The organism is Hoeflea sp. AS60 (assembly GCF_038900115.1).
Classification (GTDB): domain Bacteria; phylum Pseudomonadota; class Alphaproteobacteria; order Rhizobiales; family Rhizobiaceae; genus Hoeflea.
Window position 1 is genome coordinate 56140 of the sequence record NZ_JBBMQP010000006.1, and the last position, 26987, is coordinate 83126.

Annotated in this window: 31 protein-coding genes and 3 pseudogenes; 17 read left to right on the forward strand and 17 right to left on the reverse strand. The window is 56.4% G+C overall.

Annotated elements, in window-relative coordinates; genetic code table 11:
* Positions 1-5 precede the first annotated feature (5 nt).
* From WNZ14_RS22215 to WNZ14_RS22235, 5 genes and pseudogenes are all read left to right on the forward strand, one after another.
* Complete coding sequence (locus tag WNZ14_RS22215) at positions 6-185, forward strand: DUF1289 domain-containing protein (protein ID WP_342870881.1); 180 nt, start codon at positions 6-8, stop codon at positions 183-185.
* Between the two features lie 461 nt (positions 186-646).
* Positions 647-967, forward strand: coding sequence for a transposase (locus tag WNZ14_RS22220; RefSeq protein WP_342870882.1), 321 nt, complete (start codon positions 647-649; stop codon positions 965-967).
* An 86-nt stretch (positions 968-1053) separates the two neighbouring features.
* The gene (tnpB, locus tag WNZ14_RS22225; RefSeq protein WP_342870883.1) at positions 1054-1401 is read left to right on the forward strand and encodes an IS66 family insertion sequence element accessory protein TnpB; all 348 of its coding nucleotides are present in this window, start codon (positions 1054-1056) and stop codon (positions 1399-1401) included.
* 45 nt (positions 1402-1446) lie between these two features.
* Positions 1447-3102: pseudogene (locus WNZ14_RS22230) on the forward strand (IS66 family transposase).
* Positions 3060-3356, forward strand: a complete 297-nt coding sequence (locus tag WNZ14_RS22235; RefSeq protein ID WP_342870884.1) for a transposase — start codon at positions 3060-3062, stop codon at positions 3354-3356. The pseudogene WNZ14_RS22230 and the gene WNZ14_RS22235 overlap by 43 nt, the downstream one beginning before the upstream one ends.
* 52 nt (positions 3357-3408) lie before the next feature.
* Here WNZ14_RS22235 and WNZ14_RS22240 read toward each other — a convergent pair.
* Positions 3409-3658 (reverse strand): annotated as a pseudogene (locus WNZ14_RS22240) (transposase); the annotation flags it as partial.
* Between WNZ14_RS22240 and WNZ14_RS22245 the strand changes: the two are divergent.
* Together WNZ14_RS22245 and WNZ14_RS22250 are read left to right on the forward strand one after the other, a co-directional pair.
* Positions 3656-3823, forward strand: a complete 168-nt coding sequence (locus tag WNZ14_RS22245; RefSeq protein ID WP_342870931.1) for a DUF411 domain-containing protein — start codon at positions 3656-3658, stop codon at positions 3821-3823. The pseudogene WNZ14_RS22240 and the gene WNZ14_RS22245 overlap by 3 nt on opposite strands.
* Before the next feature lie 138 nt (positions 3824-3961).
* Entirely contained in the window at positions 3962-4552 is a 591-nt protein-coding gene (locus tag WNZ14_RS22250; protein ID WP_342870885.1) for a transglutaminase-like cysteine peptidase, read from the forward strand.
* On the opposite strand, the gene WNZ14_RS22255 is transcribed toward WNZ14_RS22250, so the two are convergent.
* The 5 genes from WNZ14_RS22255 to WNZ14_RS22275 form a co-directional block, all read right to left on the reverse strand.
* Entirely contained in the window at positions 4533-4745 is a 213-nt protein-coding gene (locus tag WNZ14_RS22255; protein ID WP_342870886.1) for a hypothetical protein, read from the reverse strand. The genes WNZ14_RS22250 and WNZ14_RS22255 overlap by 20 nt on opposite strands.
* 333 nt (positions 4746-5078) lie before the next feature.
* Positions 5079-5636 carry an isoprenylcysteine carboxylmethyltransferase family protein gene (locus WNZ14_RS22260; RefSeq protein ID WP_342870887.1) on the reverse strand — a complete coding sequence of 186 codons (558 nt, stop codon included), beginning with the start codon at positions 5634-5636 and terminating at the stop codon, positions 5079-5081.
* Entirely contained in the window at positions 5629-6537 is a 909-nt protein-coding gene (locus WNZ14_RS22265; protein WP_342870888.1) for a cation diffusion facilitator family transporter, read from the reverse strand. Before WNZ14_RS22265 ends, WNZ14_RS22260 begins: the two co-directional genes overlap by 8 nt.
* A 27-nt stretch (positions 6538-6564) precedes the next feature.
* The gene (locus WNZ14_RS22270) at positions 6565-7254 is read right to left on the reverse strand and encodes a transporter (RefSeq protein WP_342870889.1); all 690 of its coding nucleotides are present in this window, start codon (positions 7252-7254) and stop codon (positions 6565-6567) included.
* On the reverse strand, positions 7251-7598 hold the full coding sequence (locus WNZ14_RS22275; protein WP_342870890.1) for a hypothetical protein: 348 nt from the start codon (positions 7596-7598) through the stop codon (positions 7251-7253). The genes WNZ14_RS22270 and WNZ14_RS22275 overlap by 4 nt, the downstream gene beginning before the upstream one ends.
* A gap of 124 nt (positions 7599-7722) precedes the next feature.
* On the opposite strand from WNZ14_RS22275, the pseudogene WNZ14_RS22280 reads away from it, so the two are divergent.
* The 3 genes and pseudogenes from WNZ14_RS22280 to WNZ14_RS22290 all read left to right on the forward strand — a co-directional run.
* Positions 7723-8097: pseudogene (locus tag WNZ14_RS22280) on the forward strand (L,D-transpeptidase); the annotation flags it as partial.
* 32 nt (positions 8098-8129) lie between these two features.
* Positions 8130-8594: a cytochrome c gene (locus tag WNZ14_RS22285; RefSeq protein WP_342870932.1), complete on the forward strand. Its 465-nt coding sequence runs from the start codon at positions 8130-8132 to the stop codon at positions 8592-8594.
* Positions 8591-9625 carry an acyltransferase family protein gene (locus tag WNZ14_RS22290; protein WP_342870891.1) on the forward strand — a complete coding sequence of 345 codons (1035 nt, stop codon included), beginning with the start codon at positions 8591-8593 and terminating at the stop codon, positions 9623-9625. Before WNZ14_RS22285 ends, WNZ14_RS22290 begins: the two co-directional genes overlap by 4 nt.
* Before the next feature lie 86 nt (positions 9626-9711).
* On the opposite strand, the gene WNZ14_RS22295 is transcribed toward WNZ14_RS22290, so the two are convergent.
* The 7 genes from WNZ14_RS22295 to WNZ14_RS22325 all read right to left on the reverse strand — a co-directional run bounded on the left by WNZ14_RS22295 (position 9712) and on the right by WNZ14_RS22325 (position 16772).
* Positions 9712-11019, reverse strand: coding sequence for an APC family permease (locus WNZ14_RS22295; protein ID WP_342870892.1), 1308 nt, complete (start codon positions 11017-11019; stop codon positions 9712-9714).
* Positions 11019-11690: a VTT domain-containing protein gene (locus WNZ14_RS22300; RefSeq protein WP_342870893.1), complete on the reverse strand. Its 672-nt coding sequence runs from the start codon at positions 11688-11690 to the stop codon at positions 11019-11021. The genes WNZ14_RS22295 and WNZ14_RS22300 overlap by 1 nt, the downstream gene beginning before the upstream one ends.
* Positions 11691-11865: 175 nt before the next feature.
* The gene (locus WNZ14_RS22305; protein WP_269391806.1) at positions 11866-12432 is read right to left on the reverse strand and encodes a rhodanese-like domain-containing protein; all 567 of its coding nucleotides are present in this window, start codon (positions 12430-12432) and stop codon (positions 11866-11868) included.
* A 360-nt stretch (positions 12433-12792) separates the two neighbouring features.
* The gene (locus WNZ14_RS22310) at positions 12793-13869 is read right to left on the reverse strand and encodes a DMT family transporter (protein WP_342870894.1); all 1077 of its coding nucleotides are present in this window, start codon (positions 13867-13869) and stop codon (positions 12793-12795) included.
* Between the two features lie 95 nt (positions 13870-13964).
* Positions 13965-15404 (reverse strand): multicopper oxidase domain-containing protein, encoded by a 1440-nt coding sequence (locus tag WNZ14_RS22315; protein ID WP_342870933.1) that lies wholly within the window; start codon positions 15402-15404, stop codon positions 13965-13967.
* A gap of 68 nt (positions 15405-15472) precedes the next feature.
* A complete protein-coding gene (locus tag WNZ14_RS22320; RefSeq protein WP_342870895.1) occupies positions 15473-15841 on the reverse strand; it encodes an SHOCT domain-containing protein in 369 nt (122 codons plus the stop codon).
* A gap of 454 nt (positions 15842-16295) precedes the next feature.
* Positions 16296-16772: a DUF305 domain-containing protein gene (locus WNZ14_RS22325; RefSeq protein WP_269391810.1), complete on the reverse strand. Its 477-nt coding sequence runs from the start codon at positions 16770-16772 to the stop codon at positions 16296-16298.
* A 217-nt stretch (positions 16773-16989) separates the two neighbouring features.
* Here WNZ14_RS22325 and WNZ14_RS22330 point away from each other — a divergent pair, with 217 nt between their 5' ends.
* From WNZ14_RS22330 to WNZ14_RS22350, 5 genes are all read left to right on the forward strand, one after another.
* Positions 16990-17394: a hypothetical protein gene (locus tag WNZ14_RS22330; RefSeq protein WP_269391811.1), complete on the forward strand. Its 405-nt coding sequence runs from the start codon at positions 16990-16992 to the stop codon at positions 17392-17394.
* A gap of 306 nt (positions 17395-17700) precedes the next feature.
* Positions 17701-19182, forward strand: coding sequence for a TolC family protein (locus tag WNZ14_RS22335; protein WP_342870896.1), 1482 nt, complete (start codon positions 17701-17703; stop codon positions 19180-19182).
* Positions 19183-19203: 21 nt separating this feature from the next.
* Positions 19204-20565, forward strand: a complete 1362-nt coding sequence (locus tag WNZ14_RS22340) for a copper oxidase (RefSeq protein ID WP_342870897.1) — start codon at positions 19204-19206, stop codon at positions 20563-20565.
* A gap of 34 nt (positions 20566-20599) precedes the next feature.
* Positions 20600-21085, forward strand: coding sequence for a cupredoxin family protein (locus tag WNZ14_RS22345; RefSeq protein WP_342870898.1), 486 nt, complete (start codon positions 20600-20602; stop codon positions 21083-21085).
* A gap of 39 nt (positions 21086-21124) precedes the next feature.
* Positions 21125-21409 carry a copper-binding protein gene (locus WNZ14_RS22350; protein WP_342870899.1) on the forward strand — a complete coding sequence of 95 codons (285 nt, stop codon included), beginning with the start codon at positions 21125-21127 and terminating at the stop codon, positions 21407-21409.
* A 74-nt stretch (positions 21410-21483) separates the two neighbouring features.
* On the opposite strand, the gene WNZ14_RS22355 is transcribed toward WNZ14_RS22350, so the two are convergent.
* On the reverse strand, positions 21484-21735 hold the full coding sequence (locus WNZ14_RS22355; protein ID WP_342870900.1) for a hypothetical protein: 252 nt from the start codon (positions 21733-21735) through the stop codon (positions 21484-21486).
* Between WNZ14_RS22355 and WNZ14_RS22360 the strand changes: the two genes are divergently transcribed.
* Positions 21736-22191: a Chromate resistance protein ChrB gene (locus WNZ14_RS22360; RefSeq protein WP_342870901.1), complete on the forward strand. Its 456-nt coding sequence runs from the start codon at positions 21736-21738 to the stop codon at positions 22189-22191. It begins immediately after the preceding gene.
* Here the strand turns inward: WNZ14_RS22360 and WNZ14_RS22365 are convergent.
* The gene (locus WNZ14_RS22365; protein WP_342870902.1) at positions 22110-22958 is read right to left on the reverse strand and encodes a DUF4396 domain-containing protein; all 849 of its coding nucleotides are present in this window, start codon (positions 22956-22958) and stop codon (positions 22110-22112) included. The two genes, WNZ14_RS22360 and WNZ14_RS22365, sit on opposite strands and share 82 nt — an antisense overlap.
* A 467-nt stretch (positions 22959-23425) precedes the next feature.
* Between WNZ14_RS22365 and WNZ14_RS22370 the strand changes: the two genes are divergently transcribed.
* Complete coding sequence (locus WNZ14_RS22370; RefSeq protein ID WP_269391820.1) at positions 23426-23986, forward strand: cytochrome c; 561 nt, start codon at positions 23426-23428, stop codon at positions 23984-23986.
* Positions 23987-23991: 5 nt separating this feature from the next.
* Here WNZ14_RS22370 and cueR read toward each other — a convergent pair whose 3' ends face one another.
* Complete coding sequence (cueR, locus tag WNZ14_RS22375) at positions 23992-24435, reverse strand: Cu(I)-responsive transcriptional regulator (RefSeq protein WP_269391821.1); 444 nt, start codon at positions 24433-24435, stop codon at positions 23992-23994.
* Positions 24436-24489: 54 nt separating this feature from the next.
* On the reverse strand, positions 24490-26970 hold the full coding sequence (locus WNZ14_RS22380) for a heavy metal translocating P-type ATPase (protein ID WP_342870934.1): 2481 nt from the start codon (positions 26968-26970) through the stop codon (positions 24490-24492).
* Between the last annotated feature and the right edge of the window lie 17 nt (positions 26971-26987).

Consider the following 26987-nt stretch of genomic DNA (forward strand, 5'->3'; position numbering starts at 1 on the left):
GGTTCATGATGAAGAATGACTCGCCTTGCGCCGATTTGTGCCGCTTCGATCCGCGCAATAAATGGTGTGCGGGCTGCGGCCGGACTATGGATGAAATCAAGGCGTGGCGCAAAATGTCGCCCTATCACCGCACGAATTTGTTGACTGAATTGAAACGCCGCATGAAGCGATTGAAAAATAGCTAGGATGCTGATGCGACGGCATCCGCTGGCTTGTGAATTTTCCAAATCACAGTGTTCGCTTATGGCGAATACTGTTGAAACACTCACCGCTTTCGATTTCGGCCTACACCACCCGATATGAAATTTCGTCTGATCGGATTTTCCACAGCACGCACGCAATTTCCTTCGTCATTGATTCAAATTTGGGAATTTCCTTCCCGATATTTTGCCGCTTAGACCGCCGCACTTTTCGGGAGTTTTTCACCATTATCGGCGCATTCTTGCCATCTCTTTCACAGCGCTAGTCTGCGAAACGGCACAACTTGCGTGGTCAAGGTTCGAGCCGAACAGCACTTACCACTTTCTCGCCCCTTTTTCCGATGATTCGGGCAAATTACTTGGCAGACGTAACCCCACGGTAAGGGCCGTCTTGCGAGGTTGAGGCGAACATCGGAAGTCCTAGTGCAAACACTAGGAGTAGTCCTATGACGATGCGTCCGATTGAAATCATCACCTCTGTGGAGCGCCGGCGGCGCTGGTCCCGTGACGAGAAGGAACGGCTTGTCGCGGCCTGCCTTGAGCCTGGAGCCGTGCTTTCCGAGATTGCGCGATCGGCAGGCATCCATGTCAGTCAACTCTTCCGTTGGCGCAAGGAGCTTTGCCAGATAGAGGAGCCGAGGACACAAGCGGCGAGCACGCTGGTGCCTGTGATCGTGTCCGAAGCGGCATCAGTAGCCCAACCGATTTCCTCAGAGCCGTCTGGGCCATCACACTCCCGCCGAAAGCGCAGCGATGTGACGATTTAACTCGGTCGGGGTCGGCGTGTCCGCGTGGACAGCGACATTGACACGGATGCCCTGGGCCGCATTCTCGATTGTGTGCTGGGTCGGCGATGATCCCGGTCCCTGCTGGTGTGAAGGTCTGGCTGGCGACAGGCCATACCGACATGCGCAAGGGCTTTCCCGGCCTGTCGCTGATGGTGCAGGAGACGCTGAAGCGCGATCCGATGTGCGGACACCTGTTCGTATTCCGCGGGCGTGGCGGTGGCCTGATCAAGGTCATCTGGCACGACGGACAAGGGGCCTGCCTGTTCACCAAGAAACTTGAACGCGGGCGCTTCATCTGGCCGTCGGCGGCCGATGTCTCGGTGGTGATCACGCCCGCACAGCTTGGTTATCTGCTGGAAGGTATCGATTGGAGGATGCCGCAAAAAACCTGGCGACCGACGGCGGCAGGATGAGCAAAAGCACTGGAATGGCGTGGACGAATATGATTCCATCCTGTCATGAACGATGCGGCAGAACAGCTTCCTGACGACCTTGCCAGCGCACTTGCTACTCTGGCTAATGAGCGTGCCCGGCGCATCACGGCCGAGGCAGATGCAGCGACCGCCAAGGCGGAAGCCGCCAGCGCAAAGGCGCTCGTGTCGCACTCCGAGGCGCTGATTGCTCGGCTGAAGCTGGAGACCGAGAAGGTTCGCCGTGAGCTTTACGGCAGCCGCTCCGAGCGCAAGGCCCGCCTTCTCGAACAGATGGAATAGCAGCTTGAGGAGTTGGAGGCCGACGCGGGCGAAGACGAGCTTGCGGCGGAGATTGCCGCCAAGGCTTCGACAGTCCTGGCATTCGAGCGCAAGCGTCCGTCGCGCAAACCCTTCCCTGAACATCTCCCGCGGGAGCGGGTCGTCATTGCCGCTCCCTCAAGCTGCCCGTGCTGCGGCTCAGCCAGGCTGTCGAAGCTCGGCGAGGACATTACCGAGACGCTGGAAGTCATCCCGCGTCAGTGGAAGGTGATCCAGATTGTGCGGGAGAAGTTCTCCTGCCGCGAGTGTGAGATGGTCACGCAAGCCCCCGCACCCTTCCATGTGACGCCGCGCGGCTTTGCCGGCCCAAACCTGCTCGCCATGATCCTGTTTGAGAAGTTTGGCCAGCATCAGCCACTGAACCGACAGAGCGAACGCTATGCCCACGAAGGGATTCACCTCAGCCTCTCGACGCTGGCGGACCAGGTCGGCGCTTGTGCCGCGGCCCTGAAGCCGATCCATTCGTTGATCGCGGCGCATGTGCTTGCCGCAGAGCGTCTGCATGGGGATGACACCACCGTGCCGATCCTGGCGAAGGGCAAGACCGATACAGGTCGCATTTGGACCTATGTCAGGGATGATCGGCCGTTCGGCGGGCAATCACCGCCCGCAGCCCTTTACTATGCGTCGCGAGACCGTCGGCAGGAGCCCCCAGAGCACCACCTGAAGACCTTCACCGGGATTCTGCAGGCGGATGCCTATGGCGGCTACAATCCGCTGTTCAAGGTGGACCGGAATCCAGGTCCCCTGTCGCAAGCGCTGTGCTGGGCACATGCACGCCGCAAGTTCTTTGTTCTCGCCGACATTGCAAAGAGCACCAAACGTGGAAAGAACGCCGTGCCGATCTCGCCGATTGCGCTTGAGGCCGTGAAGCGGATCGACGCCCTGTTCGATATCGAGCGCGGTATCAATGGAATGTCTGTCGATGAACGTCTGGAGCGGCGTCAGCTGGAAAGCCGCCCTTTCGTCGACGAACTCGAAGCCTGGATGCGGGCCGAGCGGACAAAGCTGTCACGCAGTTCCCCGGTTGCCGAAGCGATGGACTACATGCTCAAGCGCTGGTCCGGCTTCACAACCTTCCTCGATGATGGCCGCATTTGCCTGACCAACAATGCTGCCGAGCGAGCCCTGCGAGGCTTCGCGTTGGGCAGGAAGTCGTGGCTGTTTGCAGGCTCCGACCGCGGTGCGGATCGGGCCGCGTTCATGGCAACCTTGATCATGACCGCCAAGCTCAACGACATTGATCCGCAGGCTTGGCTTGCCGACGTCCTCGCCAACATCGCGGACACCCCGATCAGCAAGCTGGAACAATTGCTTCCATGGAATTGGATGCCAAAGGAGCTGAAAGCTCAAGCGGCCTAACCTGCGGCGCTCACCGGATGCTTACTGGCAGACGGCGCAAAATGGGGACTCAGAAGGAAGGTTTTGGATGCTCAAAAGGTTGCTTCACGACCAAAATCCATCTCATTGCTAACACTCATGGACGGCTTGCCCGTGCGGAGATAACGGGTGGCGAGATTTCCGACATCAAAGGTTTCGATGCGCTGGTCGATAGTGACCTTTCAGAAGCCAGAGTTTTAATTGCTGACCCGGGAGGTAGGATAGCTAACAAATGAGCTCTGTGATCACGCGTCGTGGCCGATGACATGCTCCCCATAGAGTCCGCGTCTATAAATTTGTCCTGTTCAGGTTTTGGTCTTCCTTTGACCGGTTAGCATATTTCCGCAGTGTCCGACCAGCGAGGCTTGAATGGGGGGATAACCGTGATGGTTAAAATCGTCGCGCCATTCCGCCACCAGACCGCGTGCATGGCCCAAGCTGTCTATTAGGTGCTCGTTCAAGAGTTCTTCGCGCATCCGGCCATTGAAGGACTCAACGAAGCCGTGTCTCACATTGGCTCGCCCGGCGCGATGTAATGCGGGTATTTACCACCCGCAGATATCTAGCTCCTGATATCATCGGCCTTGCTTTTCCTGGAATGCCAACGGGATCACCTGGCATGGAATACGGCACAAGCTGGGATGCGATCGGCATATCTTTGATAATCAGGTTGTCACGACGTGGTTTCTGGAATCAGATGTGACCATCAAATGCTTTATAAATCGTGTGATACTTCTGTTGCATCCAAACTACATTTGAATTAAATGCAAGCTTCTGATTTTTCACAGTTTTGATCTGTTTCCCGTAGCGTCTTTCCAGCAACTTTGGGGAAAGGTTCAACATGGGAAAGTCAATCGCCGCCGCGCTCGCGCTCGCGTTGTCCTGCACCGCCGCCGGTGCCAATGCACTCCATCTCAATCCGACGCAGCCCACTAGCGCCGAGAAAATGGAGACGTTCGGTAGAACGACGATTCCGATCGGTTACTACGACTATTGCCAGCGTTACGCCGAACGCTGTGGTCGCCCGGCAGGTGGTCAGATCGTCGAACTGACGCGCGAACTTTGGAATGACATCATACGAACCAACGATGATGTCAATATATCCGTTGCACCTCTGACCGATAACGAGATTTTCGGGGTTGAAGAGCGTTGGGAGTATCCCAAGAATGTTGGTGATTGCGAGGATTATGCACTTGAGAAGCGTGAGCGCTTAAATCAGCGGGGCATACCTCTGGGGGCACTATCAATGACGGTTGGGCGGGATGCAAACGGAGGCGGACATGCAGTTCTCACCGTTATCACCGATCGGGGGGATTTCGTTCTGGACAATGTCGAATCGCGGGTTTTGCTTTGGAAAGACGCTGAACTCTACTTCCTGAAGCGCCAATCGCAGCATGATCCCAACACGTGGGTCAGTCTCGTTTCGGGTTGAGTTGTTGACTGTCGGCCAACACCCATACACCACCAGTACCTACAACAAAAGCCAGCAGGTAAGTCGTAAATTCTCCGTACAACGCTTCCATGATGTTGTGGCCTCCGATTAGACAATAGACGCCAAACAAGATTGCAAGGACCGAATAGGCGGTGGAGGTGATAACAATGAAAAGGCCGATGCGTACCAGCACGTCAAAAAAATCCCAGTGTTTTCGATCCTAAAATCATGGATGTACCGCTGGGGTCACGCCAATCACTTGTCGGTGATCGTCCGCGAAACGGGAGCACCTGCTGGGGCTTCTAACTGCAGATGAGAATAGCTTACGACAAACATCGTTGCAGTGAATCAACACAACACAAACATCAGAAGGATGGACCCACGCTTGCGCCGTTGCGCCACCACGCGCGATTCCGCGGTCGAAAGTTGGGTGCTGGCATTCTTGGACAGACACTAAGAACTCCACCCACTATAGCTGCAACATGTTACTACTCACAAACCCGCGAGTTTGAAATCGGTCAGGGTTTCAAAGAAATCTGCGGGTTGTTCGGAGGTAGGCCCGGTAAGCGTCCCCGTAGCGATCAATCAACCAGCGCTCTTCGGCGAAGGTCGCGAGGATCAACGCCGCGACGCCAGTGAAGATCACCGGCCATGCGAGGATCGAGGCGGAAAGCAGTCCGATCCCTATAAGGATCGCCATGTCAGCCACATACTGAGGATTGCGGGAGAACCGGTAGAGGCCACCGGTCCGTAGAACGCCTTCATCACCACTTGTCGCCGCGATTCCAAGTTGCATTACACCGGACCAGACGACGCCATTGCCCAGAACAATCAGACAAAGCCCAAGACCCCAGCGTATGGTCCATGGAAAATCGAGTGCACCCCATTCGAGCAGGGCCAGAGCGATGGCAGCCCCGAAGCCGACGCACGTAAGTCCCCAGCCGACGGTCTTATGGGCTGCAGTAGATTGAATCGGCGGCCAGACACGTCGCTCCGGTTGGAAGATTGACCAGAGTATCCCCGTGACTAGCAGGAGATTGGCCGCACAACCCAGCACGATAACGACGGAATTGAGATCACCCATGACCATACCTGTCCGCGTCCTGATGTTTGGCTGCTGAGCGTTCAAATTCCAGCGTAGAATGGTCGATCCCGAATTCATCGTCGAGGCGGGACTTGATTGCCGTCTTGATGCTTTCGAGGTCAAGCCAGCGGTCCTCGGCGATCACCACATGGGTATCGAGCGCCGCGCGATGTTCCTGCATCTGCCAGAAATGTGCATGATGCACTTCCTCGACACCGTCCACGTCCTCCACGGCTGCGATCACGTTGTCCGTGTCAATATCTGGTGGACTGCCCAGCATCAGGGTGCGGATCGGGCCACCGATCTCGGTGCAAGCGAGCCAGAGGATATAGGCGGCAATCCCGATGGTGATCGCAGGATCGACCCAGCGGATATCGTAGAGAAGGATGAGAACGCCACCCACGATAACCGCCACCGATGCAAGCGCATCGCTGAGATTGTGGAGGAACAGCGCTCGAATGTTCACGTTACCCTTCTGCATCGAATAGGTCAGCCACGCGGTGAGGGTATCGATGAACAGCGCCACACCACCCAGAATGAGCACCGTCCAGCCCGCGATTTCAGGAGGATCAACGAACCGCATCGCGCCTTCGTAGACCAGATAAAGACCGATGATGATTAGTGAGGTATAGTTGATCAGCGCGGCCACGATCTCGACCCTGCCATATCCGAAGGTCATCTTTGCATCAGGCGGGCGGCGTGCGATCTTACGTGCGCCGAATGCGATGATGAGCGATGCCATGTCGGAGAAATTGTGGATCGCGTCGGCGATTAGCGCGAGGCTGCCCGAGAGTATCCCCCCGACAATCTGCGCGACCGTCAGAAGGCCGTTTGCCCAGATGGCTATTGCGACCCTCCGGTCGCCTTCCTTCGGCTCCATATGGGTATGATCATGCGTCATGCAGTGTCCTTTTTTCTACGATTTGGTTCACCACATCAACTCTTCGAGGGAGAGGAGCAGCAAGAAACCGACAAAGAACATCGCCGCGACCCATGGGCGGTCGGGCGTCTGATGCGCCTCAACCAGCAATTCTTCGGTCACGAGGTAGAGCAGCGCGATCAGGCCGAAGCTCAGAAAACCGGTGATGTAATGCGCCGGAAGGCTGGCGATCGGTGTCGCGATGAAAGCACCAATGGGCAGCAGGACAACGACGGCTGAAATGGTTAGAACGATCCGCGTCCGGGACCTAACCGTTTCTGAAAGCTCGGTGGTAACGGCCAGTCCCAGAAACAGGACCTCGACACTGAGTGCGATGGTAAGCAGCAGGCCTGCGTTTGCCCCGGCGGCAAAGGCAATCCCAAGCACAAGACCGTCAATCAGGATATCGACGCCAACGAGTGTGAGCAGCCCAGCCGGACCCTTCATAACCCTTTCCAGCTGACGGACCGCCAACATCACGCCGATCCCGGCAAAGCCTCCGACAATCGTCGCGACTGGCGATCCGCTATGGGCTACATCCGGCATGATTTCACCCGCTGCCGCCGCAAAGACGACGCCAGCTGCAAAGTGCTGGATTGCGCTGACCAGCGTGGGGCCAAGCCGAACATTGACCGCGATGACGGCCCCCAGGATCGCGACCGTTGCCGGGATCAGCGTATAAATCCAGGCAACGGTCACGCCTCATCTCCATGCACCGCTTCATGGTGTTCCTCGTGCGCGTACCGCACGATGCCAATGCCTCCCCACGCCGCGACCCCGACAACGAGGCCGGGCCAGTTGCTACCCAGCCACCAATCGAGACCTCCAGCGATCAAAATACCGCCGTACGATGCGAAATCGTTGAGGCCGAATGTGTTTGTTTCCTCAATGCTCACGTCTGGCTCCTTCAGCCGCCCGAGCAGCCAGACGCAGGCGAGATAGACGGCGGCGGCGACCAGCGACATCACAATCAGACGCGCTCCGAGCGGTTCGGAGACACCAGCATAGCGCCGCCAAGCGTCGATCAAGAGTGCGACGGCCAAGACCAGTAGCAGTCCGGAGGATACGTTTGCGGCACCCCGCTTGCGTTTCAAAAACCGCAATAGACTACCATAAACGAGGGCTCCGTTGCAAATTCTGGATATGTTTGAGAAAGATCTTGTCTAGGAAGTTGGCAAGGCCATGCGCTATGGGGTTCGCCTTGGCCAGCAAGCCTTTGAATGGTCGGGCGAAGGCCGCATAGAATAGAAACAAGCATGGCCAAAATGGACGCAGCCAGCAGAGATGATCGAGTGGAAGCCAGAACTGGAGCAATGGAGCGCGGACAATGGCGGCATGCCGCCCGGGCTCGATAATCCTTTGGGCGCGCGCGCGCTCTACATCTTCCAAAACGGTGTAGACACACTCTACCGTATCCATGGCTCGCCCGAATACTGGACGATCGGCAAGGCGGTCTCGAGCGACTGCGTCCGGCTGAGGAATCAGGATATTATTGACCTTTACAACTGCGTGCCTTTGTGCGCCCGGCTGATCGTGGCTTGACACGGCCATGAGAGGAAAAAACCTTGTATGTCATGGTCTTTGCCGCACTCGCGGGGTTCGCAATCGCCGCGACTGCAGTGACGGTGCAACAGGATGAGCTGCGGGCTGGTCTCCTAAAGCCAGATGACCGGCGGGTTTTGGCGTTGGGCAAAACCCTTTATGCCGATAGTTGCGCGTCCTGCCATGGCGTTGAATTGGAAGGGCAAGTCGAGGATTGGCGTTCGCCGGGACCGGACGGTCTGATGCCAGCGCCGCCCCATGACGAGACCGGCCATACTTGGCATCACACGGATCAAATTTTCTTCGAGATCACAAAGTATGGAATTGTAGCCGCAGCAAATCTGAAGAACTACACTTCGGCAATGCCGGTCTATGAAGGAGTGCTCACCGATGCAGAAATCATCGCAGTGCTTTCCTACATCAAGAGCACATGGCCGGACAAATTCCGCAGTGGCGATGATAAGATGATTACGCGCTATTTTCTGGAGCCAAAATGACCAATTTGAAGCGTTCGGCTTGGGTGGACCTGGCAAAGGGCATGTCGATGATCTTGGTCGTGATGATGTATGCGGCCTACAACACCGGTACACATACCGGCAGCGTCGGTTTCCTTCATTACGTAATCGCGTTCGCGACCCCCTTCCGCATGCCGGAATTTTTCCTCATTTCCGGCCTGTTTCTTTCGACCGTGATTGCTCGTCCCTGGCAGCGATACGCTGATCGCCGCTTTGTACATTACATGTATTTCTATTTTTTGTGGGCATTCATCATGATCGCCTTGAAGGTGGGCATTTTCGCTCGCGATCCGATTGCCATGTTGGCGGATCTTGCCCGCGCCATTGTCCAGCCCTACGGCGTTTTGTGGTTTGTCTACATGCTCGGCTTGTTTGCCATAGCCGCAAAGCTGCTGTGGCAATTCCGGATTCCGCACTGGTTTGTGATTGGCGTTGCGGTGGGTTTGCAGATCGCTTCGATCAATGCTTCAAGTTACATTGTGACGCAATTTGCCGCCTATTTCGTATTTTTCTACATTGGTTATGCGTTCGCTCCTCAGATTTTCCGGGTGGCGGGCTGGGTAGCCGAAAACCGGGGGAAAGGAATTGCGGCGCTTGTTGCCTGGTTCGTCGTCAACGGACTTTTGGTGTTTCTGCCGAGTTTCGAACTGCTGCCGGGCGAAACTCATATGGGATTTGCTGCATTTCCACCGCTGCATTTACTGCTTGGTGTTGCGGGCGCGGTGGCGCTTTGTGCCTTCAGTGTGGTCTTGATGGATCGGCCGTATACTGGCTGGTTGCGATGGATCGGCGCGCATTCGCTTGTCATCTATCTTGCTTTCACCATTCCCATGTCGATCTTTCGCGAGATAGCTATTAATACCGGGCTGATCACGCAAACTGGGCCACTCAGCCTTGCGGTCTTTGTTGTAGCCCTGACGACTCCGATCATACTCTATTTTGCTATCGGCTTGACCGGTTTCGGGCACTTCCTGTTCGAGCGACCTGGATGGGCGCACATCAGATCTGAGTAGGCCCAGCGTAACTTCTTGATTGTGGTTCCATCATTTGATTAGTCGTAGCCTGGAGCATTCACTCACGGGGGAAGCTCGAGCCTTGGTCAATGGTTATGGTGATCGCCCGCACTGACGGGATGTCGGGTGAGAAAAATCCGCTCGAACAGAAACACCAACGCCATACCGACCATGCCGAGACCGACAATCAGCGGATCGGACTGCCACTTGATCGCGGCGAAGGTAGCTAGCACCACCACGTCGAGCGCGATTGCCGTCAACAGCATCCAGCCCTGCGCACCGATTTCGTGGCGAAGATTTCTGTAGACGCCCCAGTGAATGATGATGTCCATCACGAGGTAGAAGAAAGCGCCAAGCGAGGCGATACGGCTGAGATCAAAGAACACCGTCAGGAAGCCCGCGATCACGACAGTGTAGACCAGCGTGTGGTCCCTGATCGTGCCAGGCATTCCGAAATGGTTGTGCGGGATCATCTTCATCTCGGTCAACATTGCCAGCATCCGCGATACCGCGAAAACGCTCGCGATCAGGCCCGAAGCTGTGGCCACAAGCGCAAGCGCCACCGTCAAGTAGAAGCCGGTCGGTCCAAGCGCCGGTTTAGCCGCTTCCGCGAGGGCATAGTCCTTCGCTGCCACGATGCGTTCCAGCGGCAGACTGGAGCCCACGGCGAATGCCACAAGCAAATAGACAGCCACACATATTGCGATGGACAGGATGATGGCCCGGCCCACGTTGCGGTGCGGGTTTGTGATTTCTGCGCCGCTGTTCGTGATTGTGGTAAAGCCCTTGAATGCAAGAATCGACAGTGCGACGGATGCCACGAAACCACCTGCGCCAGCATCCCCGGCCGTCGCCTCGAAGGTGATGCCACTGGCCCAGAGGCCGGCCGCGCCGAACAGCGTAATGCCGCCGACCTTGAGCACCGCCATGACGATAGACAGAAGTCCGACATAACGGCTTCCCGAGACGTTTACGAGATAGGCGAAGATGATCAGCCCGACGCCGAGAACCGGGACGAGAATACTGTTGGGATCGCCACCAAAAGCCTGCAGCGTGTAGGTTCCGAAGGTGCGCGCTACGAGACTTTCGCTGATGACCATCGACAGCGTCATCAGGAGTGCTGCGCCTGCCGCGACCGTCGTCGGTCCGTAAGCTTTCGTGAGGATCATCCCGATGCCGCCCGCGGACGGAAAGGCGTTCGACATCTTAATGTAGGTGTAGGCACTGAACGCGGTCACAATCGCGCCGACGACGAACGAGAGCGGAAAGAGTGGTCCTGCGAGTTCAGCAATCTGTCCGGTCAGGGCGAAGATGCCCGCTCCGATCATTACCCCTGTACCCATGGCAACTGCGCCCGGAAGGGTGATGCTGTTTTTCTTGTAGTCTTCCGCCATCAGGTTTCCTTTGCGGTTCGCCGTCGAGCAGCCACCCAGAGCATAGGCAGTCCTGTAACTAGTCCAATGCCGAGAACTGCCCAAGTTGCGCGGCCCATATCTCCGCTCGCGGCTTCTCCGCCAACATGGGCAAGGAGGCAGCTCGCTGGCACGATTCCGGCCAGTGTCGCCAATGCGAAACGCCAGGCATGCAGGCAACTGAGGCCCGCCGCATAGCTGATCATGTCGAAGGACACGAACGGCAACAGACGGCTGGCAAATACTGTCCCCGTCAGGGCGTTCTGCGACCCGAGCAGTCCAGCATTTACCTTGTCGCCGAACAGGTGCTGAAGTGCATCTCGCCCAACTGTCCGTGCAAGACCGAAGGCTATCAGCGCACCGATCTCCGCACCGAGCACGACCTGAACGGTGCCCCAGAGATGCCCGTAAGCCGCACCTGCGGCCAAGGCTATCGGCGCGCTGGGAATTGGACTGGCGACCAACGCAACAATCATGAGGCCGATGATAAGGAATGGACCCCAGATGCCCGCTCGCGCCACCAGTGCCTCAAGAGTGTCGCGGTCTAGAAGACGCTGGGCTTCAACCAAGACCGAGGGCGCAAACCACCAGACTCCGAGCGCGGCGAACCCGAGGAGGGCCATCGCTGCAAGGATACCGATGCGAAGGCGCATCTCAGGTCGCATCGACCGCCTGCTTCATGGGCCGATCCGGCGATCTGGTGGTGCCGCTACCCATATTCGTAATCTCCTGTCGCGCGGTGATTGGCTCGTGGTTCCGCAACCGCTTCAACGCCATTTCGTTCTGTCGTGTCTTCCGGATGCGTCGACGAGGCGGCGGGGCTGGAATTCATGCTTCAGCTGTGGTGGTCATGCCAAGAAGATGCCAGCCCTGCATCCCGTCGCGGTAATAATGAATTCGACTGGCAGGAAACCCGGTGGCGACCATGGCTCGGATCGCAGTCGGCGACTGACCGCACCACGGACCGTTGCAGAACAGCGCTACATTTCCGACGGTGTCAAAGTCCCAGCCATCGGCGGTGCGCGAGCAGCCAAGCTCGTCCAGCCTGTCCGTGATCTCGGGAAAGGGAATATTGATCGCTCCGGGAATCGACCCGCCCTCAAACCAGTCCGAGGTTCGGCTGTCCACGACGACAGCGCGGGGATCGCATAGCATATCGAGCAGTTCGAGTTCTGCGATCGGCACGATGCCTTCAACTGGCCGGATCGGCTGGATGCAAGATTTCGGGCAAGGGCGAGAGGTCTGGGCCCAATACCCGGAGATTTCGTGCTCCGTATCCTGAATTCGGCTGATGACGACTGGACCATTACTCGTGGGGACGGTCACGCTGGCGCGGCCCTTGGCAATGGCAACGACCGGCATCGTAGGATCAGAACTCTCGGAGTCGTCTGTCATGATTTCACCTTATCAATTTTCTGCCGTAAAAAACAGAAATCGCCTGCGACAACCGGGCCTGCGTTCATAGCGTATCATAGTGCGAACTATGGGCATTAGCATAACACCCACTACGCGGATGTCCTGAAAAAGCACGTGATGGGCCTGATGCTTGCAACGGCAATCATTCAACTCGCAGTGCTGATGAAATAGTCGACTGGCGTTACCATAGCGGTCAGGCTCATCGAGGAAAATGCCTCGAAAACTTGCAGCGGTTCAAGCTTCGCACAGAGACTGGCCGCTTCAACAACCCGACAGGGCTATTGAAAAGCTGCGGACGAGCTCCAGACAGATAGGACTCGGCAGCAAGACTACGTCGCACTAGTCGGACTTGGACAGCTTGTGAGCGTGGCGATGGTGTAGATCGGGATAGTGCGGGTGTTTATGCCGCATTGGCTCATGTCGATGCCAATGGGAATGCACCTGTGGTGTCAAATTTTCATGGCCGTGCCGATGATGTGCATCATGGCTGTGGGCATGGTCATGTTCCACACCCTCGTGAAAGTGTTCGTGGTCATGCCGCTCGGCCAGATGTAGCCAAAGGCCGACGCCCATGAGAATACCTGCAAGGACGAGTTGGAAAGTCACTCCCTCCGGGAAAAGCACCAGCGCCAACACAGCTCCGATGAATGGAGCCAGGGAGAAATATGCTCCTGTCCGCGCAGCACCCAAATGACGCAGCCCAAGCATGAACATCACAAGGCTTACGCCAACACCAAGGAACCCTACAATCGCTCCCGCACCTACAAGCCCGAAACTCGGCAGGGATGCTCCAAGCGACATCGCAAGGGCGACATTCACGCATCCCGCTACCACGCCTTTTATCATCGCGATCTGCACCGGGTCAGCTGAGGAAAGCTTGCGCGTCAGGTTGTTGTCGATGCCCCAACATAGGCAAGCGGCGACGATCAGCAAGCCTCCGTAATCAAGACGAAAAGCCTGCCCGTCCCAAGACAAGACCAGGGCTCCGGCAAGGATCGCCATTGCGCCAAACATCAGACGCTTGTCGACATTTTCATGAAAGACGATCCAGGCGATCGCCATAGTCGCCAGCCCTTCGAGATTGAGCAGCAGCGAACCGGAAGCGGCCGACGTATGGGACAGTCCAAAAAGCAGCAGCAGAGGTCCCAGCATCCCGCCAAAGACAGTGACCGCGGCCAGCCAAGGCAAATCGGACTTCCGCAAGCGCGCTTCGACAGTGGGCAGACCGATTAGTGGCCGTCCCCAATGCACCACGGCCAACCCTGCGCCGGCACCCAAATATAGGATGCCTGCGAGAAGCCACGGGTCAATCGAGCCGATTAACAGCTTGGATAAAGGCGCGGAGGCACCGAACAGGACAGCTGACCCGAGTGCGAGGGGCACACCAGGCCATAGATGTGATTTGGTCTTGGACATGGGACAAGCCTAGCATGGTCGAAAATGTCTGCCGAGGTCGTAATACGCAGCATCAGCTACAAACATTTACTCCTCACGAAGCCGGGGTAGAGAGCTCAACTGACAGTGAACTGGGCCATCATTCCTGCATCCTCGTGTTCCAGAATGTGGCAGTGGAACATGAACGGCATTTCCTTGCTGGCCGGATGTTCGAACCGAGCGAGAATTTCGGTCTCACCGGGCACAAGCACCGTATCCTTCCATCCCGAATTTTCGGGACGCGGCGGCGATCCATCCTCACTGAGAACACGGAACTGGACGCCATGAACATGGAAAGGGTGGGCGACCATCGAACTGCGGATAATCCAGCGTTCCACTGAGCCAAGCACCACATTGAAATCGATACGATCCATATCGAAGGACTTGCCATTGATGGCAAAGCCGCCACCGCCCATCATCATGCCCATTCCCATGTCCAGCGAAATCTGACGGGTCCTGGTGTCCAACCCGGTCAGGTCTTCAAGTTGACTGCCAATCTTATCCGGAAGGCTTGTGATGCGTGCCGGCAGCGTTTCATCCACGGCAAATTCGAGCACTCCATAGGACTGGACGGGGTCGCTCATCAGGACCGGCGCGTCTGCCACCGAGAAATCCACGAGGATTTCAGCCCGCTCTCCCGGTGCCAATTGGAGCACTTCTAGCGCTAGGGGCTGAGGCAGGAAACCGCCATCGGTTGCCACCAAATGCATGGGGCGACCGTCGCTGAGAAACAAATTGTAGATGCGCGCGTTTGACCCGTTGAGCAGGCGGAGCCGCACGACCCCGCTGGGAACCGCCGCGACTGCCCCCGATTGACCGTTGATGAGCATGCGGTTGCCGTGAAACCCGTGCATCCGGTCCATCATCGACGGTTCATAGACCATACGGCCCGCGCGGTCGAAGCTGCGGTCCTGCAGTACGAGCGTCAAGTCATCGATGCCATAGGCCGAGGGCAGGCCACGATCATCGTCCTTGCCGTCGGTGACGTGAATGACACCAGCCAGGCCGTTGTAAACCTGTTGCGCCGTGCGTTCGTGAATATGGGAATGATACCAGATGGTAGCAGGGTCCTGGTTCACCTGCATTTCCGGCTTCCAGAACTCCCCTGGAAGCACTGGTTGATGTGGACCTCCGTCGTGGTCGCCAGCAATCTTCATTCCATGCCAGTGTACACTGACCGGCTCGCCCAGAGTGTTGCCGATTTCGGCAGCCAGCTGACCGTTCTGCATGATCACAGTCGGGCCAAGATAGCCCTGACTGTAGCCAGCAGTCGGCACTGAAGGCCCCCCTAGAAAACTGCTGCTTCCCGCCTGCGCGGTCATGGCTAGCTTGCCGCTGGCGCGAGTGTCGATCAGCGGGGGCATTTGCAGTCGCTGCGGAGTTTCCGCAGCGAAGACACGGGCCGGCCATGCCAATCCGCCACCTGCAACAGCAAAGGCTGCGGTGGCGGAAGTCAGGAAATCACGTCGTTTCATTTCGTACCTGTGATCTTTCGTTTTCTCTGCAGTTGCGTGAATTGAAGTTGCATGATCATGCGACCGAAAAAGAACGGAAAGATCAAGATCGGCACGCCAGTGTGGTCAGCCTAGTCTGAGAGCAGTTTCTTGCGTTCATCGAATTCCTTGGAATCGATTTCGCCGCGCGCATATCGCTCCTTGAGGATATCGTGGGCGCGACTGGACGATTGACCAGTCCCGGGCACAAAGCCGGAACCCATCTGACGCATGACGTAGATCACGGCTGCGACGATGCCTACAAGCACCAAGATCATGAAAATCGGTCCGAGAACCATGCCAAATCCTCCCCATTGATCGCCTCCCCACATCATTCCGCGACCATACTGGAACGGAACATTTCCGCCCGGTATTTCGCCGACCTGTGCGAGGGCAGCTGTAGCCGAAAGCGGAACCAAAGCGACGCTCTTGGCAATTTGCGACAATAGATTTCTTGTCATTTCAGGTCTCCATTTGAATGAGCGGATGCCCCGACCATCTCAAGCTATCCCCGGCAGAAGCGAACGGCGTTGATACGTATCAAATCGCTGTCGTCTTAATACCGTTAAGATCAGTATTTCCCGTCAGCATCTATTATCAGGGTGTCCTGTGCTTTGACGTTCGAAGAGGTAGAGGCTCGTCGAGCGTACGGTTTCAATGCACGCAGACATGAGGATGGACATTCCGGAATGTAAGGCAGCAAGGCTATATTTTGAACACACACCATAAAGCCTCAAGGTACGTCGGACGCGACAAGGGCATTTCTTCACAGGGAGCGACAGCTTCTGGTGGGCGAAAATGTTCAGCTGCCATTCCAAATGGCCACCCCAACGATGCAGATAAAATCCATTGAACTCAACGATTTCTTGGTCAGCCAAATTTGACATGGTTTTTTAAAGCAAGCCAAGTTTAGTGTTAGCGGCCATCTATTTCCGGCGTGGCTTGAGGGCCGCCGTTAAGATCGGCAATCAATGCTTCCATCTCCGCGATCTCGCGCTTTTGCACTTCAATGATACCGTCTGCCAGCTTGCGTACTCTGGGGTCGGAAATGTTGGCACGCGTACTGGTAAGGATGGCGATGGAATGATGAGGAATCATGGCTTTCATCCAGGCTATGTCGTCAACGGTGTCCTGACTGCGAACCAGGTAAAGCCCGAGGCCAAACGAAAGGACCGAGACAACAAGGATGGCCAGATTGGCCTTGCGGTTGGCGTACATCCCGAGCATGAATGACAGCATGACCAATGCCATCGCTCCGCCCATGTAGAGAGCCATCCACATTCTGGTCTGGCTGAACCAGACGTGGCTGACGTCCCAGGTATTGAGATACATCAGCCCAAACATGATGACCGTGGATGTCACAATCATTGCGATAAACCGTGAATATGCCATTTGTCCCTCCTGTTTGTGCGACACACATCAAACGACCTTCCCGCGCAGGAAGGTTCCAGAATATTTAAAAAAAGTTTTGAGCGGATTGACCTTCCATCTGGTGGAAGGCCCACAGCTGCCAAAATTATGCGCCTCGTGTGAGTCGAACAGGAACTAACGAAAAGTTGAAAAATCCCCTACTTGTCAATGTCCTCACGTTGGGGCAAGAACCTGGTTCATGAAGAAGTCCGTTCGCCACCTCGCCGGTCGAAGGCATTTGTTTCTGGTGTTGATGCTCGTTATTGCGAGCATCATGCCGGGTGCTCTGCATGCTGCGGCTATGGCTGGATCGGCAGCGGTCAACAGCGGAGTGCATCACGTCAGTGAACGCTCGTCCGCTGATCACGCGATGATGAGCCATCATCAGGCTGAGGATGGTCACTCTGACGCTGTTCAGGACCCGCTGCAGGCAGATCACGGCAACATGCAGGACCAGTGCTGCCCGATATCCTGTTCCTTTGCTCTCTGCTCGTTTGAGCCTGAGAGGGTCGCCGTTTTTATTCCCGACAGTTTTGAAATCGAGCCAATGCTGGGCTTTGTCGTCACAGCCATTGCCTTGCCGGAACGTCCTCCTCGGATCTGAAGAGTGACTGCCCTTTACCGGGCTCCATGGCCGCTTGTAACCGGTCGATCACACTCTTTATCGCAGTAGGACAATCATGTTTCGTTTTCTCTTGGCGGCTGCCATGCCGCTAACTCTTGCTGGCTGTGCGTCGGCGAGTGGCCCCGCCGACGTCATGTCGGTGAGTTCGCCCGCAGATACCAGTGCAGGTATTCGTAATATCCATCATCACACGGTTCTGGACGGCTACACCCATCGAATTCCCGTGGAACCGAAGCCTTGGCGTCAACAAAACGACAGCCAGGCCCCTGGCGCGGGGGTAGGCTCATGAGCATCTCCCGCACTACAATATCCTTCATTGTCGTGTCATCCGCAGGGTTGTTTCTAGCTGGTTGTGTTAGCGACCAGGAGCTCGCCGGATACTCGGCGAAAGAGGCCGGTTTTGGCGTCGTCGCAGCATCCGTTTCCATCGGCACCAGAGGCAAAGAGGCGGTTTGGCTTCAAAACAAGGATCAGGCAAAAGCGGTTTCCGAACGCGTACACGGCCTGGTGCACAAGAAATCCATCAATGCCGACACCGCTGTTCAGGTAGCACTTCTGAACAACAAGGGCCTGCAGGCAGCCTATGCCGATATCGGCATGAACGCTGCAGAAGCCTGGCAGCAAAGCCTGCCCGAAAATCCGAAGGTCTCCATCGGCCTGCTGGGGATCGGCGCGCCCGAGCTTGGGGCGTATCGGGCCATCGAAGGCATGATCGCAGCCAACATCCTGTCAATGAGAACGCGGCGGGCACGCGTCGATGTCGCCGACACCCGGTTCAGACAGGCACAGATGCGCGCGGTCGACGCCACTCTCAAGGTTGCCAACGACACGCGCCGGGCCTGGGTCACCGCGGTTTCTTCCTTCGAGACGGTTGCCTATCTCAATCAGGCCAAAGTGGCGGCAGACGCAGCATCGGAACTGGCCCAGAAACTCGGGGAAAGCGGGGCTTTGGCGAAAGGTGGCCAGGCCCGCGAACACGCCTTCTATGCCGAGTTGACGGGACAAATGGCCGAAGCGCGTCTGGCTTCACGGCTGGCAAAGGAGGAACTCACCCGGATCATGGGCCTGTGGGGAAGCGATGTTGATTACTTTGTCCCTGACCGGTTGCCAAAGCTTCCGCGTGGGATACTGAAGAAAAACCGGATCGAACAGGAAGCACTCGAAAACCGTGTTGATCTAAGGGTCGCCAAACTTGAACTCGATGCAGTTGCCAAAAGCTATGGCCTGACCGAGGCGACCCGTTATGTCACTGACTTGGGACTCCTTGGCGGGCTCGAAGCCGAACGCACTATCGATGAGAACGGAAACAAGGACGTTGAAGTCACTGGCCGAATGGAGGTCGACTTCGTGATCCCGATCTTCGACAGCGGCAAGGCCCGTCTGCGCAAGGCTGAACTTGCCTACATGCAGGCAGCCAATCTGCTTGCCGAAAAGGCGGTCAACATCCGCTCCGAAGCCCGCTCGGCGTACACGGCCTACAGCGCGACCCACGAGATCGCACGGCATTACCTCAACTCCGTGGTGCCTTTGCGCACCACGATCGAGGCGGAATCCCTGCTGACCTACAACGGCATGATTTCCAACACCTTCGAACTCCTCGCCGACACCCGCGCCAAGATCGGAACCCTGATGTTGGCGATCAACGCCAAACGCGAGTTCTGGCTGGCCGATGTCAATCTGTCAGCAGCGATCTATGGCGGCGGAGCCGGAGCAGGCAGCTCAGCTGCAGCACCGTCCGTCGGCGATGCCGGCGGCGGCGGCCACTAACTTTCCGGAAAGGAAAAGACCATGATGAACAGACGTCAATTACTGGGTGCAAGCGCTGCCGGAGCAGCCCTTGTCTCCTCTACCGCCTGGTCGAAGACAACCAACATGGGACTGCCCGATGCGGCCCTGATGGAAAGTCCGCTCACCCAGTCACCGGTCATGCCTTCGACAGGTCCGGACTACAATCCGGTGGTGACGCTCAACGGCTGGACCTTGCCATTCCGAATGAACAACGGGGTCAAGGAGTTCCATCTCGTGGCCGAGCCGGTGGAGCGTGAACTCGCAGACGGCATGACCGCCTATCTGTGGGGTTACAACGGCCAATCCATCGGCCCGACCATAGAAGCGGTCGAGGGCGACCGGGTCCGGATCTACGTCACAAACAAATTACCCGAGCACACAACGGTGCATTGGCACGGCTTGATCCTGCCGTCAGGCATGGATGGCGTGGGAGGCTTGTCGCATCCAGCGATTCCATCCGGTAAAACCTACATCTACGAGTTTGATCTCGTGAAGTCGGGGACCTTCATGTACCACCCGCACGGCGACGAAATGGTACAGATGGCCATGGGGATGATGGGGTTCTTCATCGTTCACCCGAAAGATCCGGCCTTCATGCCGGTTGATCGGGATTTCCTGATCATGCTCAACGCCTTCGACATCGATCCCGGCTCCTACGTGCCGAAGATCATGACCATGACCGACTTCAACCTGTGGACATGGAACAGCCGGATCTTTCCCGACATCGATCCGCTGGTGGTGTCGAAAAATGATCGGGTCCGCGTTCGCGTCGGCAACCTGACCATGACGAACCACCCGATCCACATGCACGGCTATGATTTCGAGGTAACCTGCACGGATGGTGGATGGGTGCGGCCTGAAGCGCGCTGGCCGGAAGTGTCGGTTGATATTCCGGTCGGGGCAATGCGGGCTTATGAATTTGACGCCAAGCATCTGGGTGACTGGGCAATACACTGCCACAAGTCTCACCATACGATGAACGCCATGGGGCACGATGTGCCGACCTTCATCGGTGTCGACAAGTCCAAGGTCACCAAGAAGATCCGGATGGTGCAGCCCGAATACATGCCGATGGGTACGAACGGCATGGCTGATATGGCAGAAATGTCGATGGAGTTGCCCGCTAATACCATTCCGATGATGGCCGGATGGGGGCCTTACGGACCCTTGGAAATGGGCGGCATGTTCTCCGTCGTCAAGGTCCGCGAAGGCATTTCTGCCGGCGATTACAGTGATCCCGGCTGGTACGAAAACCCTCCCGGAACCCAGGCCTATGAGTGGACCGGCGAATTGCCGGAGTTCGCCAAGGCCGCAGACGCATCAACATCGATCACCCTAAAGCCGCATAGCGGCAAAACCTAAGCACAAGCTCACCAACCAACCTGAAGGAAACACAATGAAATTTGTTACAAGCAGTGCACTTTCGCTCCTCCTACTCGGCACAACCGCATTTGCGGCAGGAACCCATGGTGGTGGACATGACGACAGCCAGATGGCTGTCGGTCAGCCCGGCAAAGCATCCGAGGTCGGGCGGACAATCGAAGTGGTCATGAAGGAAACCGACGACGGTGAGATGCTGTTCGAACCCAAAGAAATCAAGGTTGAGAAGGGCGAGACAATCCGTTTCACCGTGATGAACAAGGGTGAACTCGAGCATGAGTTTGTTCTCGACAATCATGAAAATGTGATGACGCACAAAGCTGCGATGTCGAAGATGCCCGAGATGGAACATGACGATCCCAATTCAGTACGTCTCGACTCAGGCATGGATGGCGAAGTGATCTGGACATTCTCGAATGCAGGTCCCTTTGAGTTCGCCTGTCTGATTCCTGGTCACTATGAATCTGGAATGAAGGGCGACATCACCGTCGCCGGCCACTGATCAAACGAACCGTTTCCGACACAAACAAAGGTAAAACAAATGCGAAAACTCACAACACTCATGATTGCTGCCATGATTACCGTTACCGGCAGCGCTGCAGCTTTTGCAACCGAATACACCAAAGGCACCGTCAAGAAGGTCGACATGAAGGCCGGCAAGGTCACCATCATTCATGAGGAACTGACCAATCTTGATATGCCTGCCATGACCATGGTGTTTCGCACCGCCGACCCGACCATGCTGGAGAAAATGAAGGAAGGTGATGCAATCGAATTCGTCGCCGACCGGGTCAAGGGCAAGTTGACCGTCACCGAGCTGAAATAGGGTTCGACAGAACCGGTAGCGGGAGGCTGGAGTTTCCCGCTGCCTACACGCTGTCCTAGAGGTCCTTTGGCCCTTCAGGACTTGTTATGTGCTGACATCTGTCTGCGCATGAACCAGACAACCGCCAGCGGTATGAAGATCCACTGAAGCAGCGGGCTGAGCCCGGTGCCAAACGGCGGCACCAGCGGCATGAGATCGGAATAGGTCCAGCGTTGGGATATGTTGGTGTAATAATATTCGAAGCTGACCGTCAACGCGATCCCGATCCCGAGGAACACCAGCGTCTTCAGAACGGCGTCTGCCTTCTCCCCCAGACCGATGAGCATATGCGCCAGTTGAAAATGCTTGAGAACGACGCAATCGAGATGGGTGGCGAGACGGTCCTTCTTGTCACGACATCTTTGGACAAGGCACAGGAAGGCAAGGTGATCGCAAGATTCAAGGCGGATCGGGACGAACAATATCGCGAATTTATCGGGAAATGCGATGCGTTCGAAGCTGAGATTGCCAGGGAGATCGCGAAAGAGAAGTTCACTTATGCCGAACTGGAGGAAGAGGACAACGATCTCAAAAAACTCCAGAGTTGGATTGAAAAAATCAGAAGCCTTGATTTCTACAAAGCGATACTTGCTGCCTCTGCATGGAGAACACTTGATGCGCTGCGAAGCCGTGTTGGCAGACTACTGTCTGACGTCAGCGTTCACCCTGCTTCGACCATCAGAGCTACCCAAACCGCGATCGCAAAAATAGCGGTGGTCAGCACGACCATCCCTATTATCTGAGCAGCCAAGTTATCACCCTTCTCACCAGCGCGATGCGCATGTCCCATCTCTGGACTTTCGGCGCGAGCGCCTTCCATGGCGGACGCCGTGGAAGGCTCACCTAATGTCGGCAAATCGTCCGCGCCGACTTCATCGCGCCGTACTGTCATCATCCCGTGCTTGAGGTTTCGGGCGACGAGCCACCAGTTGATCGGATAGGCGACCGTAAAGCCCACAAGCAGAGCCATACTCATTACGAACCAGAACTCAGGCATCAACGGATTCAAGGGCGAAGGGATCAGCGAACGTCCAAGCGCCACAATCAAGACCATTCCAGCCATCAAGACGTTCATCGATAGGAACTCGGCGACAAATGTACCCTTGAGCGCCTGCTTGTATGAACCTCCCGCGGTATCGCGCATGAACAGCGCCTGGAAGATGGTCCAGCCAAATCCAAATCCAAGCGCATATTCAACCGCGATATTGGCCAAATTCGGAAGAGCCAGTACCGAACCAAGGGCAGCGCCGGCCAATATGCCAATACCATCCCCGGCGACGCAGTGCATGGTCGATCCAAGGACCTGCCGCCAGCGCACCGCAGTGTAGCGTTCATGCAAGCCCGGCAGCGGTTCGCGACAGCCAAGCACATACAGGAATGCACCGATCGGTCCGGTATAGGCGGTGAGCAACACAAATCCCCACTTCAGGACCGGAGATTCTGGCGTGCTCCGAATATCGATGATTACGAATAGGACTGACGCGCCGGTCAAGGTGAACCAAAGCAGCATTATACCGTCTAGCATTGAAATTCTCCGATGTTGTGTCTGGTTGACCCGCAATGGGTGTAAGTTCGAGAGCCAGAAGATTATGCCGCGTGGCATGTATGCAGAGTGCGGCCGGGTTTTGTATTCCGGTGCAGGTGGATGGGTCTTGTCCTGGGCTATCCGAGGTGTGGCAAAGCGTGGCTACCAACGAACCGGCCCGAATCGAGAATTTCCCGATGTCTCCCGACCTGTTTACCGCGACTTCGAACCTCCGACGGGATATTCGGGAAACGGGATGGGAAATCGGTGCGCCAATTGGGTCAGCACCCGCGATCATTCAATTTCCACCACCTCGTGCTTCCGGAAAGTGGTGGTCAGCGACGCTGAAAGCGAGAAGTCCATGCAAATCCACCGTCATCCTGATTGCGTAGCCCAATTTCGCCGCAAGCATTGTATCTTGTCGTTCGGGACCGTCCGATAAGGGAAACTCAATGAACTTCAAGACATGCGCAATTTTGCTGGCCGTAATCACTTTGGCGGGCATCGCTGCGCCCACTACGAACCATGCTCTGGCGAATGAAATGACCGTGATCGCTCGACAATCGGACATGAAATCCATGGCCGAGGCAGCCAAGCTGATTGACGCGATGTTCAAGGGCAACACTTCATACGATTCTGAGTTGTTCAGGGATGCGGCGGAGACAATATATAAGAGGTCCGGCAGTGCCTTGACGGTCCACTTCGAAGGCAATTCCGTCATTTTCGGCTCGCAGGCCAGTTCGACCATCATGACTGAGCGCGCAGAGTTCAATTCACTTGCAAATGACCTTGGCGTGTATGCGAATTCGCTCTCTTCTGCCGCTGAGAGCCATCCAGATTCATTGACTCAGGATATGCGCATGAAAGCGGGTGAGGTGATCGGTCTCGGACCATTCGGAAAGAAAATTGACCCCGCAACAGCAGTTTTGTCGATGCCTGCCGAACACGCCTTTCACATGCTGCTCCAGACCTGTGCATCCTGCCACGCTCAATTTCGCCTGAAGACAAACTGACCCGACTAGACTGAATGGCTGATGCCAAATTTAGATAGTGCTGTTGGACCATCTTCCCGCATGGGTTCAGAGATGCCATCAATGATGGGGCACTCTGGCCTGCCATCGCCATGGCAGTTATTGGCCAGGTGCTTTAGCGTCTTGGTCATGGTCTTTATGGCTGCAGCCTTCCGCTCGAGTTCGGCAATATGGCTAAGGGCGAGCGCTTTCACATCTGAACTTGCCCTGGAACGGTCCTTCCAGAGGGCCAGCAGGGTCTTCATCTGGTCGACGGAAAATCCCAAGTCTCGAGCCCCGCGAATGAACCGCAGCGTATGGATGTCACTGTCTGTATATACGCGATAACTGGACTCTGCACGGCGCGCGGGCGCGATCAGGCCGATCTGTTCATAGTAGCGGATCATTTTGCTCGAGACACCGGACGCCTTGGAAATTTCGCCGATATTCATGATGGTCTCCTATTTTGTCTTGAAGGCGTAACGCGCGCGCCCTTTGATCAATTTTCAGCTTGTCTTGAACCGACGCAGTCGCAGAGCGTTGGTCAGCACAAAAACGCTTGAAAGGCCCATCGCCCCGGCGGCAAGAATGGGTGACAATAGCGTACCGTTGATCGGATACAGAATGCCGGCCGCCACTGGCACGAGGCTTATATTATATGCGAAGGCCCAGAACAGGTTTTGCCGAATGTTGCGGATGGTGGCTTTGCTAATCGAAATCGCAGTAACCACGCCCGTAAGATCACCTGACATCAGTACGACGTCCGCACTTTCGATCGCGATATCGGTTCCAGTGCCAACTGCAATTCCGATGTCCGCTTCTGAAAGAGCCGGTGCATCATTGATGCCATCCCCCACGAAGGCGACTTTCCGTCCGCCCTCTCTGAGCCTCTTGACGGCATCGACCTTACCGTTGGGGAGGACTTCAGCGACCACTTCATCAATGCCGACCTGGTGTGCAATGGCATTGGCGGTCCGGGCATTGTCACCTGTAACCATAGCCACTTTGAGCCCGAGAGCGTGGAGTGCGGCTATGACTTGAGGCGTGGTGTCTTTGACGGGGTCAGAGACTGCGATGATTGCAGCAAGCTTGCCATCGATTGCGGCGTAGAACGGTGACTTACCTTCGTCGCCCAATATCGCCGCTTGCCTGCTGAACGTCGAAACGTCGACGTCGGCTTTCGTCATGGATCGATCCGCGCCCACGATCACGGTTCGACCGTTGATCTGTCCGCTCACCCCGTAGCCTGGTGCAGCCTGGAACTCCGAGACGTCGGCGAGAGAGAACCCTTCTCGCTTTGCCGCTGCGACAATGGCGTCTGCGATAGGATGCTCGGACTGTGACTCGAGGCTGGCGACGAGGCGGAGGATGTCGCGTCTATCAAATCCTTCGCTAACGACGAAGTCTGTCAGCTCCGGCTTTCCCTTGGTGAGCGTCCCCGTCTTGTCCAGTGCGATGACATCCGCATCGCGCAATGTCTGGAGCGCTTCGCCTTTCCGAAACAGGATACCCAATTCGGCGGCGCGACCCGTGCCGACCATGATTGATGTCGGCGTGGCGAGACCCATGGCGCAGGGGCAGGCGATAATCAGCACTGCAACGGAGTTGATCAATGCGAAGGTGAGGGCAGGCGAGGGGCCAAGGAGCAGCCATGCCGCGAAGGTCAGAGTTGCCGCAGCGATCACGGCCGGGACAAACCAGCTAGTTACCCGATCGACCAATGCTTGGATCGGAAGCTTGGCTCCCTGTGCCGCCTCGACCATCTTAATGATCTGGGCAAGCAGTGTGTCTGAACCAATTTTCGTCGCTTCGAAAGTGAAGGCTCCGGATTTGTTGATCGTGCCGCCGACCACATCCGCGCCGGCGGACTTTATTACCGGAACCGGCTCGCCCGTAATCATGGACTCGTCAACATAGGATTCGCCATCAACCACGTGACCGTCCACGGGAATTTTCGCGCCCGGACGTATTTGAACGATATCACCCAAGATCACATCGCTGATCTGAATTTCGACGAAATTTCCATCACGCTTCACGTGCGCTGTCTTTGGCTGGAGACCAATCAGATGCTTGATCGCCTGGGAAGTCTTGCCCTTCGCACGGGCTTCAAGATAGCGACCGAGCAGAATAAGAGTAACAATGACGGCGGCCGCCTCGTAGTAGACGTTTGCCGTTCCCAAAGGCAGAATGCCCGAAAAAAACGTGGCGACAACCGAATAGCCCCAGGCGGACGAAGTGCCCAGCACTACCAACGAATTCATGTCAGGGGTCCATCTCAAGAGATTCGGAACGCCCTTTTTAAAAAAGCGTAAGCCTGGCCCGAACAGGACGAGCGTGGCCAGAACGAACTGGATGACAAGATTGTTATCCATGCCGACATTGGCCATTATCCAATCATGGATGGACGCGCTGAGATGCGATCCCATTTCAAGAACAAAGAGCGGAAATGTAAGCACTGCGGAAACGGCCAGCGACATTCTCAGACGGTTGATCTCCCGGTCGCGCCGGTCCCCGTGACTGTCGTTGGTGACCTCAGCAGCAATCCTCCGGACATCATAGCCGGCGTTGCGAACGGCATCCTCCAATGCTGATGCGGGTGTGCCCACAACCGCGCGAACCGTTGCCTTTTCTGTTGCAAGGTTGACTGACACATCCCTGACGCCCGGGACGGCTTTGATCGCTTTCTCCACGCGATTGACGCAGGAAGCGCAAGTCATGCCTTCAATGCCGAATTGAAGTGTCTCGATCCTGGGCTCGTAGCCTGCCATCTCAATTGCCTGAACCACAGTCTCCATCGGCACCGCTTCATTGAAAGTGACGGTGGCACGTTCGGTCGCCAGGTTCACAGTTGCAGAAGTGACGCCTGGAACGGCTTCTATGGCCTTCTCAACGCGCGCGACGCAGGACGCACAGGTCATGCCTTCGATTCCGAAATCGGTGGTAGCGGAGGGCGCTACGGGTATCCTGACTTTCGATATTGCATTCATTTGAGCGGCTCCTTTAC